Annotated in this window: 20 protein-coding genes; 7 read left to right on the top strand and 13 right to left on the bottom strand. The window is 61.9% G+C overall.

Annotated features, from left to right (window positions below; translation table 11 throughout):
- The first annotated feature begins 45 nt into the window (after positions 1–45).
- The gene (locus AC07UR_RS04255; RefSeq protein WP_173419176.1) at positions 46–249 is read left to right on the top strand and encodes a hypothetical protein; all 204 of its coding nucleotides are present in this window, start codon (positions 46–48) and stop codon (positions 247–249) included.
- Positions 250–251: 2 nt separating this feature from the next.
- On the opposite strand, the gene AC07UR_RS04250 is transcribed toward AC07UR_RS04255, so the two are convergent.
- From AC07UR_RS04250 to AC07UR_RS04225, 6 genes are all read right to left on the bottom strand, one after another.
- Entirely contained in the window at positions 252–800 is a 549-nt protein-coding gene (locus tag AC07UR_RS04250) for an AAA family ATPase (RefSeq protein WP_209787275.1), read from the bottom strand.
- Positions 797–1,759: a glycine--tRNA ligase subunit alpha gene (locus tag AC07UR_RS04245; protein WP_209787277.1), complete on the bottom strand. Its 963-nt coding sequence runs from the start codon at positions 1,757–1,759 to the stop codon at positions 797–799. Before AC07UR_RS04245 ends, AC07UR_RS04250 begins: the two co-directional genes overlap by 4 nt.
- A 110-nt stretch (positions 1,760–1,869) precedes the next feature.
- Positions 1,870–2,061, bottom strand: a complete 192-nt coding sequence (locus AC07UR_RS04240; RefSeq protein ID WP_025426113.1) for a membrane protein — start codon at positions 2,059–2,061, stop codon at positions 1,870–1,872.
- Between the two features lie 141 nt (positions 2,062–2,202).
- Entirely contained in the window at positions 2,203–3,069 is an 867-nt protein-coding gene (locus AC07UR_RS04235; RefSeq protein ID WP_209787279.1) for a S49 family peptidase, read from the bottom strand.
- 76 nt (positions 3,070–3,145) lie between these two features.
- Positions 3,146–3,937 (bottom strand): tRNA1(Val) (adenine(37)-N6)-methyltransferase, encoded by a 792-nt coding sequence (locus AC07UR_RS04230; RefSeq protein WP_209787281.1) that lies wholly within the window; start codon positions 3,935–3,937, stop codon positions 3,146–3,148.
- Positions 3,938–3,974: 37 nt separating this feature from the next.
- Positions 3,975–4,196 (bottom strand): putative signal transducing protein, encoded by a 222-nt coding sequence (locus AC07UR_RS04225; protein WP_025426110.1) that lies wholly within the window; start codon positions 4,194–4,196, stop codon positions 3,975–3,977.
- Positions 4,197–4,304: 108 nt separating this feature from the next.
- Between AC07UR_RS04225 and AC07UR_RS04220 the strand changes: the two genes are divergently transcribed.
- From AC07UR_RS04220 to moaB, 4 genes are all read left to right on the top strand, one after another.
- Complete coding sequence (locus tag AC07UR_RS04220) at positions 4,305–5,321, top strand: polyprenyl synthetase family protein (protein ID WP_173420959.1); 1,017 nt, start codon at positions 4,305–4,307, stop codon at positions 5,319–5,321.
- A 163-nt stretch (positions 5,322–5,484) separates the two neighbouring features.
- A complete protein-coding gene (locus AC07UR_RS04215) occupies positions 5,485–7,317 on the top strand; it encodes a tetratricopeptide repeat protein (RefSeq protein ID WP_209787283.1) in 1,833 nt (610 codons plus the stop codon).
- A 7-nt stretch (positions 7,318–7,324) separates the two neighbouring features.
- Entirely contained in the window at positions 7,325–8,236 is a 912-nt protein-coding gene (locus AC07UR_RS04210; RefSeq protein ID WP_209787286.1) for a 4-(cytidine 5'-diphospho)-2-C-methyl-D-erythritol kinase, read from the top strand.
- Between the two features lies 1 nt (position 8,237).
- Positions 8,238–8,780 carry a molybdenum cofactor biosynthesis protein B gene (gene moaB / locus AC07UR_RS04205; protein WP_173419169.1) on the top strand — a complete coding sequence of 181 codons (543 nt, stop codon included), beginning with the start codon at positions 8,238–8,240 and terminating at the stop codon, positions 8,778–8,780.
- 452 nt (positions 8,781–9,232) lie between these two features.
- Here moaB and AC07UR_RS04200 read toward each other — a convergent pair whose 3' ends face one another.
- Entirely contained in the window at positions 9,233–9,760 is a 528-nt protein-coding gene (locus AC07UR_RS04200) for a glycosyltransferase family protein (protein ID WP_209787288.1), read from the bottom strand.
- 198 nt (positions 9,761–9,958) lie between these two features.
- Between AC07UR_RS04200 and AC07UR_RS04195 the strand changes: the two genes are divergently transcribed.
- Together AC07UR_RS04195 and rnhB are read left to right on the top strand one after the other, a co-directional pair.
- On the top strand, positions 9,959–11,116 hold the full coding sequence (locus AC07UR_RS04195) for a PA0069 family radical SAM protein (protein ID WP_173419167.1): 1,158 nt from the start codon (positions 9,959–9,961) through the stop codon (positions 11,114–11,116).
- A 355-nt stretch (positions 11,117–11,471) separates the two neighbouring features.
- Positions 11,472–12,122: a ribonuclease HII gene (gene rnhB, locus AC07UR_RS04190; RefSeq protein ID WP_209787290.1), complete on the top strand. Its 651-nt coding sequence runs from the start codon at positions 11,472–11,474 to the stop codon at positions 12,120–12,122.
- A 580-nt stretch (positions 12,123–12,702) separates the two neighbouring features.
- Here rnhB and AC07UR_RS04185 read toward each other — a convergent pair.
- The 6 genes from AC07UR_RS04185 to AC07UR_RS04160 form a co-directional block, all read right to left on the bottom strand.
- Complete coding sequence (locus tag AC07UR_RS04185) at positions 12,703–13,188, bottom strand: F0F1 ATP synthase subunit B (protein WP_112808705.1); 486 nt, start codon at positions 13,186–13,188, stop codon at positions 12,703–12,705.
- 13 nt (positions 13,189–13,201) lie between these two features.
- A complete protein-coding gene (locus tag AC07UR_RS04180) occupies positions 13,202–13,816 on the bottom strand; it encodes a F0F1 ATP synthase subunit B (protein ID WP_173419165.1) in 615 nt (204 codons plus the stop codon).
- Positions 13,817–13,891: 75 nt separating this feature from the next.
- A complete protein-coding gene (locus AC07UR_RS04175; RefSeq protein ID WP_025426100.1) occupies positions 13,892–14,119 on the bottom strand; it encodes a F0F1 ATP synthase subunit C in 228 nt (75 codons plus the stop codon).
- Positions 14,120–14,200: 81 nt separating this feature from the next.
- Positions 14,201–14,953 (bottom strand): F0F1 ATP synthase subunit A, encoded by a 753-nt coding sequence (locus AC07UR_RS04170; protein WP_173419164.1) that lies wholly within the window; start codon positions 14,951–14,953, stop codon positions 14,201–14,203.
- Between the two features lie 60 nt (positions 14,954–15,013).
- Complete coding sequence (locus tag AC07UR_RS04165; RefSeq protein WP_077504188.1) at positions 15,014–15,373, bottom strand: AtpZ/AtpI family protein; 360 nt, start codon at positions 15,371–15,373, stop codon at positions 15,014–15,016.
- A 299-nt stretch (positions 15,374–15,672) separates the two neighbouring features.
- On the bottom strand, positions 15,673–16,848 hold the full coding sequence (locus AC07UR_RS04160; protein WP_209787297.1) for a cell wall hydrolase: 1,176 nt from the start codon (positions 16,846–16,848) through the stop codon (positions 15,673–15,675).
- Between the last annotated feature and the right edge of the window lie 110 nt (positions 16,849–16,958).

Here is a 16,958-nt window from a genome sequence, read left to right as displayed (position 1 = left end):
ACGATAGTCGGGATATCGAATAACCCCGAAGACGAAGTGAAGACCATGAAAACGCTCGCAACCCTCACCAACCTAGTCGCCTTTTCGGCGCTGTTCGTTGCCTATGCGAGCGTCACCTCGATCGAAAGGCCCTCAGGCGTCCGCCGCGCGCTGCAGACCTACTCCAGCCAGTCTCACGATGGCGCCTACCCCACACTTGAGCAGATAACGAAGAAGAGCGGATGCCCGCGCGATACCGCTGAAGCCTGACGTCAAGCCATCCGCGCTGCAATCTCGCGCGCCGCTTCGTCGGCGCCAAGGCTGGTGACGTCGAGCTCGACCAGCTGATCGCTTTTTCCCTTCAACAGGACGTGCCGACCCCTAAGATCTATCAGCACCTGCGGATCCGTCAGCTTGTGCGCCTTGGCACGACCGGCACGCGTCAACCGCTTCAGATTTTCCTCCATCGAACAATCGAGAACGACTGCAACGAAACGGGCGCCACGATCGGCAGCCAGTGTCGCATAATCGTCAAACGCCCGGCTGTCGAATGCATCATCCGACAGTGCATCGGTGAAGAGGAAGGATTGCGCGGCATCAGCCCTGCGCACGTGGTCGAGAACGGCCGTCCTGACCGTCGCCCGTAGCGACCGATAGAGCGGCGTGCCCCTCGCAAACAGCGCCTCGGCGGGATTGATCAGCGTGTGATTGTCGGCAAGCCTCGCGCCGAGATGGCCGGCGAGATGGCGCGCGATGGTGAGCTTCCCGGTGCCCGGCCAGCCATTGATATGAACGATGAGGCTGGCTGGCTCGGCGATCAAGCGGCGTCCCGGTTGAGGTTCGCGCCGCCGGCGTCGGTCAAGAGGAACGCCTCGCCGCAGGCCTTGGCGAGCGCGCGCACGCGCAGAATATAGCTCTGGCGCTCGGTCACCGAAATCACCCCGCGCGCATCGAGCAGGTTGAAGACGTGGCTCGCCTTGATGCACTGGTCATAGGCAGGGAATACGCACTTGTGCAGCTGGTTGTTGGTGCCGTCGTCAGGCGCGCCGGCGGCCAGCAACGCCTGGCATTCCGTTTCCGCGTCGATGAAGTGCTGGTGCAGCATGGCAGTGTTGGCGTACTCGAAATTGAAGCGGGAATATTCCTGTTCCGCCTGCAGGAAAACGTCGCCATAGCTGATCTTCTCGGCGCCTTCGCGGCCGTTGAAATTCAGATCATAGACGTTGTCGACACCCTGGACATACATCGCCAGACGCTCGAGACCATAGGTCAGCTCCCCGGAAACCGGCGAGCATTCGATGCCGCAGACCTGCTGGAAATAGGTGAACTGCGACACTTCCATGCCGTCGCACCAGCATTCCCAGCCGAGGCCCCAGGCGCCGAGCGTCGGGCTTTCCCAATCGTCCTCGACAAAGCGGATGTCGTGCAGCAACGGATCGAGGCCGATCGCCTCCAGCGAGCCGAGATAGAGCTCCTGCAGGTTGGACGGGTTCGGCTTCAGGATCACCTGATACTGATAGTAGTGCTGAAGACGGTTCGGGTTCTCACCATAGCGGCCGTCGGTCGGGCGGCGGGAAGGCTGAACGTAGGCCGCGCGCCATGGGCGGGGGCCGAGCGCACGCAGCGTCGTTGCCGGATGAAACGTGCCGGCGCCCACTTCCATGTCGTAGGGCTGCAGCACCGCGCAACCCTTGTCGGCCCAATAGTTGTGCAGCGTCAGGATCAGGGCCTGGAACGAGCGCTTGGGGTTCATATGGTCGGGCAGCGAGGCGGTGGTCATGGGGAACGTCCGAATTCTTCATGAAATGAGAGCCGGACAGGTGCCACGCCGGGCGGCAGGGGTCAAGCGCTCAAGGCGACCTGCGTGCACGCAAAAGGGCGCGAAAAATCTCAGTCGTCTTCGCGCTTCAGCCTGTATTCACCGGTCTCGGGATCCTTGACGAGGGTTCCACTGGCGCCGGTCTGCTGCTCGCGGCGCGTCTGATCGCGTTGACGCGTCAGTTTCTGGGCGTCCGCGATGAACTTGCGGTAACCGATCCATAGAACGAAGCCTGCGATCAGGAGCAGGATAAGCTGCGGCATTTTTCCTCCCTACTGCATATTCTCATCGTTAAATCGAACTCGATTTAACGATGAGAATATGCAGCCATTCAAAGTGCTACAGCGACCTTTGCGCGTCCCATCAGACGCGCGGCGCTGCAGGCCCGTCGCGCCGGTCGCGGCTCAAAGCCCGAAACGCGCCCACAATGCCCTTTCCTCGACTGCTTCGGCAAGACCCGCCATGGCAGAAGCGGCGATCGGCGCGGCGATATCGGCGGAAATCGATGCGCCCGTTTGCCGACGCCCGAACAGACTGCGTGCCGGCTGGATCAGTTCGAGCCGTGCCTTTTCGCCGTAGCGCTTCTTCACCTCGCCGCGCAGATCGCCGAGACCGTCGATCAGGCCGAGTTCCAATCCGCGCCGACCGGTCCAGAACAGACCGGAAAAGACGTCGGGATGGTCGGCGAGCAATTGCCCGCGGCGGGCCTTCACCATCTGGATGAAGGTATCGTGGATATCGAGCTGCAGGCTTTTCAGGAACTCGATGTCGCGCTCCTTTTCAGGCTGGAACGGATCGAGCATGACCTTGTTTTCGCCGGCGGTATAGACCCGCCGCTCGACGCCGATCTTCTTCAACAGTTCCGGGAAGCCGAAACCGCCGGAAACGACGCCGATGGAACCGACGATCGAGGTCGGATCGGCAATGATCTCGTCACCGGCAAGCGCGATCATGTAACCGCCGGATGCGGCCACGTCCTCGACGAAGACGAGCACACGCTTCTTCTTTTCCTGGGCGAGATCGCGGATGCGCTGGTAGATCAGCCGCGACTGCACCGGCGAACCGCCGGGCGAGTTGATCGAAATAGCAACGGCCGGCGCTTCCTTCACCGCGAAGGCCTTCTCCAGCAAAGGCGCGGCAGAAGCAATATTAAGCACCGGGCGAAACTGGCCGCCACCGGCCATGATGGCGCCGTGAAGCCGCACGACGGGGATCGCAACGCCATCCCGCCGAAAACGCTTCGGCATCAGCTTCTTGAAGAACCCGGCCATGTCAACTCCTGCAATACCAACACTTGTTCCTGCATGTATGCACTGGTCGCCCAAACGCAATGCCGCATACGGTAAATCAACGGCGCCGATAGGAATCGCGCCCGTTGTTGAGGTCGTCGACATCTCTGGAAAAGCGATGGCTGCCCTCTTCGTGCACGATCAGTGGCGCCCGCAGTACCAGCCGCTTGCGGCTCTGCTTGATCGCGGTGACGAGGATGCGCACGGCGTTTTCACCGATGCGCGGATGCAGCGGCGTTATCTCGATGCCGCCGAAACGACGACCGCAGGCGGCGATGACATCGGCGATCGATTCCGGCCGGGCAATCAGCGACAATTGCCCACCAGGCTTCGTGATCGCGCCCGCCGTCTTGATCCAGACCTCGAAGAGGTCATCGCTCATCGCGTGCGCCTCGGCCTTGAGGCTATCAGGCGTGCGCCGGTCGGACGCATCGTTGAACGGCGGGTTCATGATCACGTGATCGAAGACATCATCCGGCAAACCGGCGGCCCGGCGCGCCCGCCCGGCAAGCGAAACGTCAGCCTCGATCACTGAAACCCGCGCGGCGAAACGCCCGTTTTCCGGAAGCGCGAGGCTTCGGCGCGCGAACTCCGCCATAGTCGGCGAGCGCTCCACCAGAACCACGTCGGCCAGATCCAGCCGCGAGGCAACCGCCATGCCGGCGGCACCCGCACCCGCACCAAGATCGGCTACACGGCAGGCACGGTCGGAAGCGACCAACGAGGCGAGCATCATCGCATCCATGCCGGAACGATGGCCCTGCCCCAGCGGCTGCACGACATGAAACCTGCCGCGGTGGAACGCGTCGACGGTCTCGGACTCGACAAGTGTAACAGGTCCTTCACTCATGGCCGGCCATCACCGCCGGATGCCAACGAACCGGCAATCATGCCCGCAACTCCGCTTCCAACCCCGCTTCGACGAGAATGCGGCGCGCGGCATCGGCATCGTCGTCCGGCACCAGGAAACGGCGCGGCAGCAGGCCCAAGGATCCCTCCAGAATGCTCATGCCCTGATCGGCGATCAGGCTGTTGATACCGGCGTCCTTCATCAGGCTCTCGGCAAAAGAGAGCAGAACGACGTCGTTGGTGCGGATCAATTCCTTCATCCAGCGGTTTTTCCTGTCCTATTTCAGCAAGCGGGACAATTCGCCTCTTGCCGCACGTGCCCCCCCTTCCTATTGTCGAAAGCGACAATGAAAACAGGAGTCCCGGTGTTGGGCGTAGTGATACCGCTGGAAGACAGCAAAAACAAACAGGCGTCCGTCAAGCCGCTCGTTGACCTGACGTCTCCCGACATGGAACGCGTCAACCAGCTCATCCTGTCGAGGGCCGGCTCCGACGTCCAGATGATTCCCGAGGTTGCCAACCACCTGATCTCGTCGGGTGGCAAGCGCCTGCGACCGATGCTGACGCTCGCCTCTGCCGCCATGTTCGGCTACGAGGGCGACGCTCACGTCAAGCTCGCCACCAGCGTCGAGTTCATGCACACGGCAACACTGCTGCATGACGATGTCGTGGACGAAAGCGATCTGCGCCGCGGCAAGTCCACCGCCCGCACGATCTGGGGCAACCAGGCAAGCGTGCTTGTCGGCGACTTCCTGCTCGGCCAGGCCTTCCGCATGATGGTCGATGTCGGCTCGCTCGATGCGCTCGACGTGCTTTCGACCGCAGCCTCGGTGATCGCCGAGGGCGAAGTGCTGCAGCTTTCCGTCGCCAAGAACATGGAGACGACCGAAGACGACTATCTCCAGGTCATCCGTGCCAAGACCGCAGCGCTCTTTGCTGCGGCCGCCGAAGTCGGCCCGATCGTCGCCCAGACCAGCAAGTCCGACCGCAATGCGCTGAAATCCTACGGCATGAACCTCGGCCTCGCCTTCCAGCTCGTCGATGACGTGCTTGACTATGGCGGCTCGGCCAGCGACCTCGGCAAGAATGTCGGCGACGATTTCCGTGAAGGCAAGATCACCCTGCCGGTGATCCTGTCCTATCGCCGCGGTACGCCGGAGGATCGCGCCTTCTGGCGTGAGGCGATCGAAGGCGGCGACAGCAGCGATGCGAACCTCGAAAGGGCACTCGGCCTGATCAAGCGTTATGGCGGCTTGAGCGATACCATCGCCCGCGCCCAGCACTACGGCACGATCGCACGCGATGCCTTGGCACCGCTCCCGGTTTCGCCGTGGAAATCGGCACTGGTCGAGGTCATCGACTTCTGCATCGACCGGGTGAGCTGACGCGACCTTCGGCCGAACCGGGACATACAAGAGGAATTTCTTGCCGCGTTGCGCCAAAAAAGCCATTCTGTTCCTCAAGAGTTGTGCCGGGCAACACGTGGCTGATTCCAGAACAACCCTCAGTCGTGCGCAAGGCCGAGAGATCGGCAATGAAAGGTTTGACATGCGGCAAAAGACGATCCTCCGCCTTCTGAGCGGCGCTGCACTGATGGCTCTTGCCACCGTCGGCGGCAGCTACCAGGCTTTCGCCGAGGAAAAGGCCGCCGTCGAGGAGACCGAGCCTTTCGACATCACGACCGTCAACACCTTTTCCGGCGCATTCCTTGCCGCCCGCACGGCAGATACCGACCGTGACTTTGCCGCGGCCAACGAACTTTACCACATCGCCCTGCAGTTCGAGCCGAACAACAACGAAGTCAAGCAGCGCCTGATGATCACGCTGCTGATGGCCGGCAAGTTCGACGAGGGCGCCAAGATTGCCGAGCAGCTGAAGTCCGATCCGGCCGTCGAGCGCATCACCACCGTGATCCGGGCGATCGAGGCGATCCGCAAGCGCGAGTACCGCAACGCGCAGAAGCTCCTCAACTACGAGGGGCCGAACGATCTCGACCGGCTGATGAACGGCCTGCTTTCCGCCTGGGCCAAATTCGGCCAGGGCAAGCCCAAGGAAGCGCTGGCGCAGGTCAACGGCCTTGAAGGGCCGGAGTGGTTCCGCGTGTTCAAGAACTACCACGCCGGCGCCATTGCGATCGCTTCCGGCGACAAGGACACCGCACGCGCCAAGCTCAACGACGCTATCCTCGATCGCGAAGGCGGCAGTGCTGCGCCCGACACGTTCATGCGTGCAGTCGAGGCCCTGGCGCGTTTCGAGGCGCGTGAAAAAAACAAGCAGAAGGCCCTGGACACGATCGCCGTCGGCGAGAACATGGTCAACAACTACACGCCACTCGAGGCGCTCAGGAAGAATATCGAGGCCGGCATACCGCAGGAGCAGCAGGTCAAGAACGCATCGCAGGGTGCGGCAGCCGTGCTCTTTTCCATCGGCGGCGCGCTCAACCGTGACGGCGCCGAAGACATCGTCTCGCTCTATCTCCAGACGGCCCGTCGTCTCGACCCGGAAAGTGCCGACATCCTGGTGATGCTGGCCGGCATCGCCGAAAACCTCAAGAAGCCGAAGGAAGCAATCGAGCTTTACCAGAGCGTGCCCGAAGCCTCGCCGATGCGCAGGCTTTCCGAGCTGCAGCTCGGCCTCAGCCTTGCCAGCATCGGCAAGGTGGATGAAGCCAAAAAGCACCTGAAGGCGCTGATCGACGTCGATCCGAAGAACATCCGCAACTATCTCGCCTATGGCAGCGTGCTTTCCGATGCCAAGGATTACAAGGAGATGGGCGAGCTTTACGACCGGGCCGTTGACCAGATCGGACCCGTGCCGAAGCGCAGCGACTGGACCGTGTTCTTCCAGCGCGGCATCGCCTATGAGCGTCAGAAGCTTTGGGACAAGGCCGAGCCGAGCTTCCGCAAGGCGCTGGAGCTCAACCCGGACCAGCCGCAGGTGCTGAACTACCTCGGCTATTCCTGGGTCGACATGAACATCAACCTGGAAGAAGGGCTCGACATGATCCGCAAGGCGGTCGAGCTGAAGCCGGATGACGGATACATCGTCGATTCGCTCGGCTGGGCCTACTTCCGCATGAACCGCTTCGACGATGCGGTGGTCGAGCTTGAAAAGGCAGCCGAGCTGATGGCCGGCGATCCGACGATCAACGACCATCTCGGCGATGCCTATTGGCGCGTCGGTCGCAAGCTGGAAGCCGTGTTCCAATGGACGCAGACGCTTGAGCTGAAACCCGAGGAAGCCGAGATCCCGAAGATCAAGGCCAAGATCGAAAACGGTCTGCCGGCGCTGAAGGAAGAGGTTCCGGCCTCCGCCGACGCCAAGGAAACCGCGCCGAAGAAGGTCACCCCGGAAGCACCTGCGCCGGACAAGAAGTCCTGATACCAGCATGCCTGAAGGCGAGATCGCGGGCTTCGCGTTAACACGGGCGGCGCCCGCCAAGATCAATCTGGCACTGCATGTCGTCGGCCAACGGGCCGACGGCCACCATCTCCTCGAAAGTCTCGTTACCTTTGCCGATCGGGGCGACCGCATCGGCCTCGCGCCGTCGAGCGAGGACCGGTTCACACTCTCCGGGCCATTTGCCGCCGAACTTTCAGTGACGGACGATGACCATGACGGTAATCTCGTGCTCAGGGCGCGGGACCTGCTGCGCGGGACGCTGGCCTTTGAGGGCGTCGACACCACCCCGGTCCATATTCATCTCGAAAAGAACCTGCCCATTGCTTCGGGAATCGGTGGCGGATCCGCCGACGCGGCCGCAACACTGCGCGGATTGCTCGATCTTTGGCACGCCCGGATCGACCATCTGCTGCTCGCCACCTTGGCGCTCAAGCTTGGTGCCGACGTGCCGATGTGTCTCGACGGGTGGCCGCTTGTTGCCCGCGGCATCGGCGAGGAGATCACCCCCGCCCCGGAGCTTCCCGCTTTTCCAATCGTGCTGGTCAATCCCCTGGTCGCCGTTTCGACGCCGGTGATCTTCCGGACATTGGAGAAGAAGACCAACCCGCCGCTTGCCATGCCGGCCGGCCCCTTATCCGCCGCTGCCTGGCTTACGGCCATGGCCACCATGCGCAACGACCTTGAGCCGCCGGCGTGCCTGTTGCAGCCTGTTATCGCCGACGTTTCCGGCGCGCTGGCAACGGCCGGCGCCGCGCTGGTTCGGATGTCCGGTTCGGGCGCCACCTGCTTCGGCTTGTTCGATAGCGACGAAAGCGCACAGCACGCTGCACACACTCTTTCTGCCGCCCACCCCGAATGGTACGTTCTCGCCGCAAGAACCGTGGGCAGAGGGAATTAGTATGGCCGGGATCAATGACAATCGCCCCTTCGTCCCCGTCGGCATCGCCATTCTGACAGTCTCCGACACGCGCACGCTGGCCGACGATAAATCCGGCGATACGCTTGAGGCGCGCGTCCGCGACGCCGGCCATCGTCTCGAAGCACGCACGATCGTGCCTGACGATCGCCAAAAGATCCGCGACCAGGTGGAAGCCTGGACGCTTGACGACACGATCGACGTGGTGATCACGACGGGCGGAACCGGCTTTACCGGCCGCGACGTGACGCCCGAGGCGCTCGAGCCGCTGTTCGAGAAACGGATGGATGGCTTCTCGGAAGTATTTCACCGGATCTCCTACGAGAAGATCGGCACATCGACGATCCAGTCGCGCGCGACCGGCGGCGTCGCCAACGCCACCTTCATCTTCGTCCTGCCTGGTTCGCCAGGGGCATGCAAGGACGCGTGGGACGGCATTCTCAAGCAGCAGCTCGACTATCGGCACATGCCGTGCAATTTCGTCGAGATCATGCCGCGGCTCGACGAGCATCTGAAACGGGGCTGAGCGGCCAAGTAATCGACAGCTGGCACGCTTTGAAAGATTCCGGGAAACGCGCGGCAATCGATGATCGCGGCCGCACCGTGCCCCAAGCCTGTTCCCTGGGGAACTGGCAAGCACCTGCCGGTCTGCTAAAGCTTCATCCGTCAGCCCACTTCGAAGGGTCGCAATGAGACCCGAGCAAATCCTTCGAACGGAGCAAAGACGAGCCCATCGCCGATGTCCCCCCGGCGAGGGGAAATCAAACATACGACGCGCGGCTCGCCCGGTCGCTCGGATACGAATTTGCTAGCAAGGATATTTGGTAGCCGCTTGGAGGTGCCGTCCGCAGGACTGGCACCTTTTTTGTTGGCGCCGAACATGCCCTGGAGCGCGTCGCGCTCGTTCAGATCCGCTTGGCGGACCTTACGATGTTGTTCTTTCGAATGTCGTTGCCGCAAACTTCGGCGCAACAGGCTTCAGGCATCCTGCCTGTTGTCGAAGGCAACCCAGGCCGGCACCAACTCAGTTGCCAGCTTTCGAACGCTGCGGACGTTCGCCATCTCGCTCAGCTGCATCTTCCCGCGTGCGACCGCGAGAGCGTCGCCCTTGCGCACGAGGAAACCAGCCTCCAGCGGCTTCACCCGCCGCGCCAGGCGATGCAGCAGCGGCTTGCGATGCATCCGGGACGGCGAGAAACGGGCCGGTCCCTTGTGCAGGGACACATATTCGACGAGTTCGTCCACCCAGCGCCCGATCGGCCGCGCGCCCGGCTCAAGCAGCATCAGCCATTCGCCACGTGCCGAACGCACGATTTCGCCCAGATCCCAATCGACGCAGAAGCGGCAGCCAGCGGCATCGGCTACACGCACCGAACCATCCTTGGAGCCGTAATCGAGGATGATGACATCGCTGACCAGGCCCTCCACGGCACCTGCCACGAGCACCGATAGCGTCTGCGCCAGTTCCGCCTCGTTGTCGCGTGTTTCCATGATGATCGTCAGCATAGCTGTTCCTACCGCATTGCAGCGTAAAATGCTACAACCCTATGGCATGACCACTCTCGTCAGGCTCATGTTCCGTCCGATGGCTTTCGCTCCGAATTCAGGGCGCATGATTTTTTGTTCTTGAATTGTTCTCGCTTTCGCGTTAGGAAAATAATCAGAACAAAACGGGATCAAACATCTGATCCCTCGGAGATTCCGATGAACGAGCTGTCTCAGATCAGGCAGGGTGCTCTTGCACCCGCCAACACGGCAGAGGTTGCCGAAGCTTTGATGAGCGGAACCGGTCTCAGGATCGAGGTTGATCGTCGCCGCGGACGAGGCGCCGGGCTGAACATGTCGGGCCGGTTCGAACAGCAGGCGCGCGAGGCTTTCGACGACGGCTGGGAGAGCCTGGAGGATCTGCCGCCCTTCAAGACAGAAGTGCAGGTGGAAAAGCCGCGTTCGGTCATCAGTCGCAACGATTCTCCCGATATCTCTTTCGACCGCTCGATCAACCCCTATCGCGGCTGCGAGCACGGATGCATCTATTGTTTTGCCCGCCCGACGCACGCCTTTATGGGGCTTTCGGCCGGACTTGATTTCGAGGCGAAGCTCTTCGCCAAGCCGGACGCCCCGCGCCTGCTGGAACGCGAACTCGCCCGCTCGGACTACAAGGTGCGGCCGATCGCGATCGGCACCAATACCGATCCCTATCAGCCAATCGAAAAGGAATGGCGGATCATGCGCCAGATCCTCGAAGTGCTGCAGGCGGCCAACCATCCTGTCATGATCGTGACGAAGTCGGCGATGGTGACGCGCGACATCGACCTGCTTGCCCCCATGGCTGAAAAGGGACTGGCGCGGGTCGGTATTTCGGTAACGACGCTCGACCGGAAGCTGGCGCGCACGATGGAGCCGCGCGCTTCGACGCCGACCAAGCGGCTTGAGGCGATACGCTCGCTCACTGAAGCCGGCATTCCGACCGGTGTCCTGGTCTCCCCGATCATCCCGGCCCTGAACGACCACGAGATAGAGCGAGTGCTGGAAGCTGCGCGGGCAGCAGGTGCGCTGGAGGCGACCTATGTGCTGTTGCGCCTGCCGCTTGAGGTCAGCCCGCTCTTTCGCGACTGGCTGCTGCGCAACTATCCCGACCGCTACCGGCATGTGATGTCGCTCATCCGCTCGATGCGCGGCGGCAAGGATTACGACGCCGAGTTCGGCAAGCGCATGAAGGGTGCCGGGCCCTATGCCTGGCAGATTGGCCGAAGGTTCGAACTTGCGGCCAAACGCCTCGGCCTCAACCTCAACCGCCGACAGCTGCGCGACGACATCTTCGTCCCGCCGCTTGGGACCGGCGTCCAGCTTTCGCTGCTCTAGCGGCAACAGGTCTTGCGTAAGTCGCTGGGGACGGAGGTTCTTGGATTGAAGACGTCATGGAGTGGGAGGTGGGACGGCAGCTCCGATGGCCTCATTGGCCGACCGGACAAGGCCGCTGCAACCCCGCGCTTAGGTGTTAGGGCTTGCACCTTTTGATCAATGTCGAGCTGGGTGGCGCAGATGCCACCGGCTCGGGCAAAGGCATGCGTGCCGCGTCATTGCCGACGCGAGATGACTTTGGTGAATTCCGGCGTCTCCTTTGTGCCTCAGGATGACGCTGGCATACCCCCCGGCTGCTGCCGCACTCAGATCGGGGGACTTGAAGAGAATCGGTCGATCATGCGAGTTTCGCCGCATGTCACATCGCAGATCGACCGATTCTCCCCTTTTCCCGGATCTTCTCCTCGGACCTGATTTCAGCTTCGAACTGGCTGCAAGAAAGGAAGGCGCCTGGCCTGTCGCCGGCGCCGACGAAGCCGGACGCGGACCGCTTGCCGGCCCCGTGGTTGCGGCTGCCGTCATCCTGGATCCCGATGCGATCCCCGAAGGTCTGAACGACAGCAAGAAGCTGAGCGCAGCTCAGCGCGAAAAGCTGTTCGACGAGATCCTGGCAACCGCCACGGTTTCCATCGCCTCGTCCTCTGCCGCGACCATCGATACCATCGACATTCGCAAGGCGAGCCTTGAAGCGATGCGCCGCGCCGTCGACGGTCTGTCGCTTGCGGCCCGCTTCGTCCTGGTCGACGGCCGTGATGTGCCGCCCGGCCTTGGCTGTCACGCCAAGGCGGTGGTCAAGGGCGACGCCCGCTCGCTTTCGATTGCGGCAGCATCGATCGTCGCCAAGGTTACGCGCGACCGCATGATGGAACGTGCCGATATCGCCCACCCCGGCTACGGCTTTGCGGTCCATGCCGGTTACGCAACAGTGGTGCATCGCAGGGCGATCGATGCCAAAGGCCCCTGCCCGCTGCATCGCATGAGCTTCCGCCCGCTGCGCAAGGATTGACGGTTGGCATCGCCGAAGCCCGGCGATCTGGACTGCCGCAGGTACCGGCCTACGGCGCGTAAGCGCTCGAAACCCGCTTGCAACTGTGCCCCAAACAAAGGACCAGACGAGCGTGGGCTACAGCGCCTTGCCCAATTGTCCGCCGGAGATCTGGAGCGCGTCCCCTGCAGCCGGAGCGGCGGAGAGGCGCTAGCGTTCAGCACTTGCGCCTGCTCGGACGAAAAGCCGCTCCCGCACTCTCCTGGCGATTCCTGGAGCGCCGTGCGTTCGGAAGAATGGCACCACGGATGCTCGAGAGCGTGTTTTTAGAGCATCTTGTTCGCTTCCGTGATGTCACTTGAAACCGGGATACCCGGGCGAAGCCGTTCAGCCGCGCATTTACCTTCCGCCTGTCACCTTGTCACGCTCCATCGAGCCGACCTCAGGCGAACGCCTTATGCCGGAGCCGGGCCCAAACCGTAACCCTGGCCCTCCTGCGCCGCCTTCCAGCCCGAACTTTGCTTGCCACAACAATGTGGCCTCAAAAACGAAAAAGCCCCGCTCGAGGCGGGGCTTTCAAATCGTAGCTTGCAGCCGAGGCTTAGTTCAGGCGCGACTTGACTTCGCCAAGTGCCTTCTTGAACAGTTCGTTCTGCGCACCAGCGTCGGCCTTGGCAGCAACAACCTTTTCGGCAGCGCTGATGGCCAGATCGACGGCGGCCGAACGAACGGCGTTGATCGCGTCGCTTTCGGCCTGCTTGATCTTCTGCTCCGACAGTGCGGTCCGGCGGGCGACGAATTCTTCCGTCTTCTGCTTGGCTTCGGCGGTCAGCATTTCGGCTTCGCGCTGAGCGGCGGCAACGATGCCGGCCGCTTCCGCTTCGGCGTCCTTGCGCTTGCGCTGGTATTCGGCAACGAGAGCCTGGGCTTCTTCGCGCAGGCGCTTAGCTTCTGCCAGTTCATTGGTGATCTTGTCGGCGCGGGCGTCAAGCGCCTTGCCCATCATGCCCGGGACCTTGAGATAGGCAATCAGGACGAAGAACAGGATCAAGCCGACGAGGGCATAGAAGGTCGCATCAAGATGCATGGTTCAGTGCTCCTCAGTTACCCGATGCCTTGACGGCAGCGACGATCTCAGCCTTGGTGACGGTGCCACCGATGAGCTGCTTGACGACAGCGGTTGCAGTTTCCTCGGCGATTGCGCCGACGTCTGCAAGTGCCTTGGTCTTGATATCGGCGATACGGTCTTCCGCAGCGGCGATCTTCTTGGAAAGATCGGCCTCGACAGCGTTGCGGTCGGCGACAGCCTTGGACTTGGCGGCTTCACGCGCACCGTCGGCAATCTGATGACCCTTGGCCTTGGCGGTTGCCAATTCCTGCTCATAGGATGCGATGGCAGCGTCAGCTTCGCCCTTAAGGCGCGACGCTTCGTCGAGATCCTGAGCGATCCGGTCGTGACGGGTTTCCAGAATTCCGCCGATGCGCGGAATGATGACCTTCGACATCAGGAGATAGAAGAGGCCAAACGTGATCGCGAGCCAAAGCAGCTGCGATGCGAAATGGGTCGAATCAAAGGGCGGGAACACGCCGGAGCCAGCCTCGCCTTCGTGGGCCACACCCGTTTCGGTGTGCACCTCACCGGCCGCAGCGGCATCGTGTGCTTCGGCGCCTTCAGTGGTGGTTGACTGCTGGGCATAGGCCGCGGTCACAAACATGCTCACCTCCAGGTGCACTCAAGAATATGCGCGGCCGCGACCCTTTACGGGTCGCGGCCGAAACTCCAGCCGTTATTAGACGGCGAAGAGGAGGAGCAGGGCTACGAGCAGCGAGAAGATGCCCAGAGCTTCCGTAACGGCGAAGCCGAATACGAGGCGGCCGAACTGGCCGTCAGCAGCCGACGGGTTGCGCAGCGCGCCAGAGAGGTAGCTGCCGAAGATGTTGCCGAGGCCGAGAGCCGTGCCGGCCATACCGAGGCAAGCCAGACCTGCGCCGATGTACTTTGCTGCTTCCGCTTCCATGATTGAACTCCTTCGAATGGTGTTGCGGCTTAGGATTGCGCTTCCGGCGGAGGACCGGCCGGAAGCAAGCGACTGTATTCCTTAGTGGCTTCCGGGATGGACAGCGTCGTTGAGGTACATGCAGGTCAGTACCGCGAAGACATAGGCCTGGAGGAAGCAGACGAGGAATTCAAGACCGGTGATAGCGACGGTCATGATGAGCGGCAGGATCGCACCACCGATACCGAGCGCACCAAGCGCGCTCAGGGAGGTAACGAAGCCAGCGAAAACCTTCAGCGTGATGTGGCCGGCCAACATATTGGCGAAGAGACGGACCGAGAGGCTGATGGGACGGGAAAGGAACGAGATGATTTCGATCGACACGACCAGCGGCAGAAGCACGCCCGGCACGCCGTGTGGCACGAAGAGCTTCAGGAAGCCAAAACCATGCTTGTAGAAACCATAGAACAGCACCGTGCCGATGACGAAGAGCGCCAAGGCGAAGGTGACGATGATCTGGCTGGTGATGGTGAAGAAATAAGGGAACATGCCGAGCAGGTTCGCCGTCAGGATGAACATGAACAGCGAGAACACCATCGGGAAGAACTTCATGCCGCCGTTGCCAGCGCCTTCGCGCAGCATGGAAGCGATGAATTCATAGGACATTTCCGAAACCGACTGCAGGCGCGTCGGGACCAGCCCGCGCTGCGATGTCGTCAGGTAGAGGAAACCGGCCGCAGCACCCACGGTCGCAACCATGAACAGCGACGCGTTGGTGAAGGAAAAGTCAATTCCGCCAATTTCGATCGGGACAATCTTGTTGACCAGGAACTGGTGGGTCGGATCGTTTGACACCGCGCTTCTCTTTCGTTCTGCCCGCCTTTAGAGCGGATACCGTGTTTTCCGGGCGACGCCTCAGGCGCCATCTCCGTCCGTCTTGTCATTTCCCGAACTGCGCTTTACCGAGTCGAGTGTTGCCACCATCCCGGCCGAACGCAGTACATTCAACACGCCGGCGCAAAAGCCAAGGAGCAGGAAAATGATCATGCCCCACGGCCCTGTACCCGCAAAGTGGTCCAAAAGATAGCCCAGAAACGCCCCAACCACGATGCCAGCGATGAACTCGCTGGAGAGCTTCATTGCCGCCGCATAGCCTTTGCGGCTTTCGGCGGCTCTGGCCTCGGCACCATCCGGCTGACTGGGTCGCTTGGACTCAATCTTTTCGCCGAGCTGCTTCAGCCGCGCTTCCAGACTTTCCTCGGGTTTCTCCGTCACGTGGCTCTCCCATTGTTGTCCGACACGGTCACGACCGTGATTTCGGTCACACAAAAGGCTGCTGTTCAAGCCACGTTTCAGCCCCATTTGAAGTCGCGCGCAACATAGTTTTAGGCATTCGCATAGTCAAGGCGTGCGCAGCGCTTCGGCGTGGACAATATTTCGCAATGATTTCATCATCTTGACCGCATCCCGCGCCCGCGGCTGGCAGACAAAGGCAGGAATCGGCAGATCGCGGGCCAGAATCTCCGGCCCGCGATCAATGCTCAAAACGCTGCAGGATCAAAGCCGGCCCTGCGTCAGCTCCAGCCGCCACCATAGGTCCGGTAGAAGATGTGCAGGCCGATCTTGCCGACCCGCTTCATCGTCTTCGCCCAGGCGGGGTTGACGTAGGTGGCGTGGTAGTGGGTCGCCGAGCCGACTTCCGGCAACCAGATCTTGCCGGCGGTGACGGCCATCGCGACATCCTTGGCTTCCTTCCAGTGCGACCTCGAATAGACCAGATCGCGGATCATGTCGCAGGCAAAGGAAAATTGGCAGCGGTTGCGCCAGGCCTTGTTCTGATAGACGACGCCGCAGATCGTCTTTGGATAGGTCGGATTGCGGACGCGGTTGAGAATCACCTGCGCGACGGCCGCCTGCCCCTTCAAAGGTTCGCTGCGAGCCTCGAAGTATATGCCTTCGGCAAGGCAGGTCTGCTCTTCCTTGCTGAAGACCTCAGCCGGAAGGGGGGTCGCGGCCCAGGCATGATCTTCCGGGGCGATGTCGGGAATGAAGCGCCCGGCGTTCTTGTCTTCTCTCAGGATCGAATCGAAGGGCGATTCACGCGCATAGTCCGGCTCGGGCCGGACATAGGCAGTAGCAAGAATGTCGGGCTTGTCGTTGGTCACAAGCTTGGCCAGCATCGGCGAGAGGCCGGGCTCGATCTTCGGCGGCTTCTTCTTGTAGAAGGCCGTGGCGATCTCGATCTCCTTGCCTTTGATCTTCGGCTTGGCGAAGACCATCTTTTCGGCGCCCTCGAAACCGGGCTCCATCAGCGAACTCGTGCGCTGCAGGATCGAGCCGGCGGTGAAATCCTTCGGCGGCGTGACGGGGGTGACGGCGACGATACGCCCCTTCTTTCCCCGGCGGTTGACGCGGTCTTCGTCCGGCGTGCCGGCATGCTTGCTTTCCGCGGTCAACGCGACGCGGCTGCCATCGGGAAGTTCGATACCGGCCCCACCATCGAGCGCGCTCGTGGTGATCGGGTCGGCAAAGACCATCTCGACGTCGTGGATCGATCCCGCCGGCGACGGCGTCATGTACATCCGCCAGCGTTCGCCGCCACGATTGATACCGGAGAGGAAGGTCGCCAGGTCGGAATAGGCGGCGACCGTGGGGAAGCCGATATAGACCGCTAGTCCGATGAGAGCCGGAGCCAGCCAGGCGGAGACGTTCACACGAGATTCGCGACGCAGTTTTTGACTCTTACGCACCAACCCACTCCACGCAACGCTGATCGAAGGCACGGCGCTGCCCTCGCCGGCGATGGGCCAGCGGACAGATTCCGCGCGGGGACGCTAGGACAATGAAGCTGCCGGACGCA

The sequence above is a fragment of the Ensifer sp. GW821-FHT05G01 genome (assembly GCF_059419585.1).
Note: the sequence above shows the minus strand (reverse complement) of the source record. Positions and strands in the feature narration are given on the sequence as shown.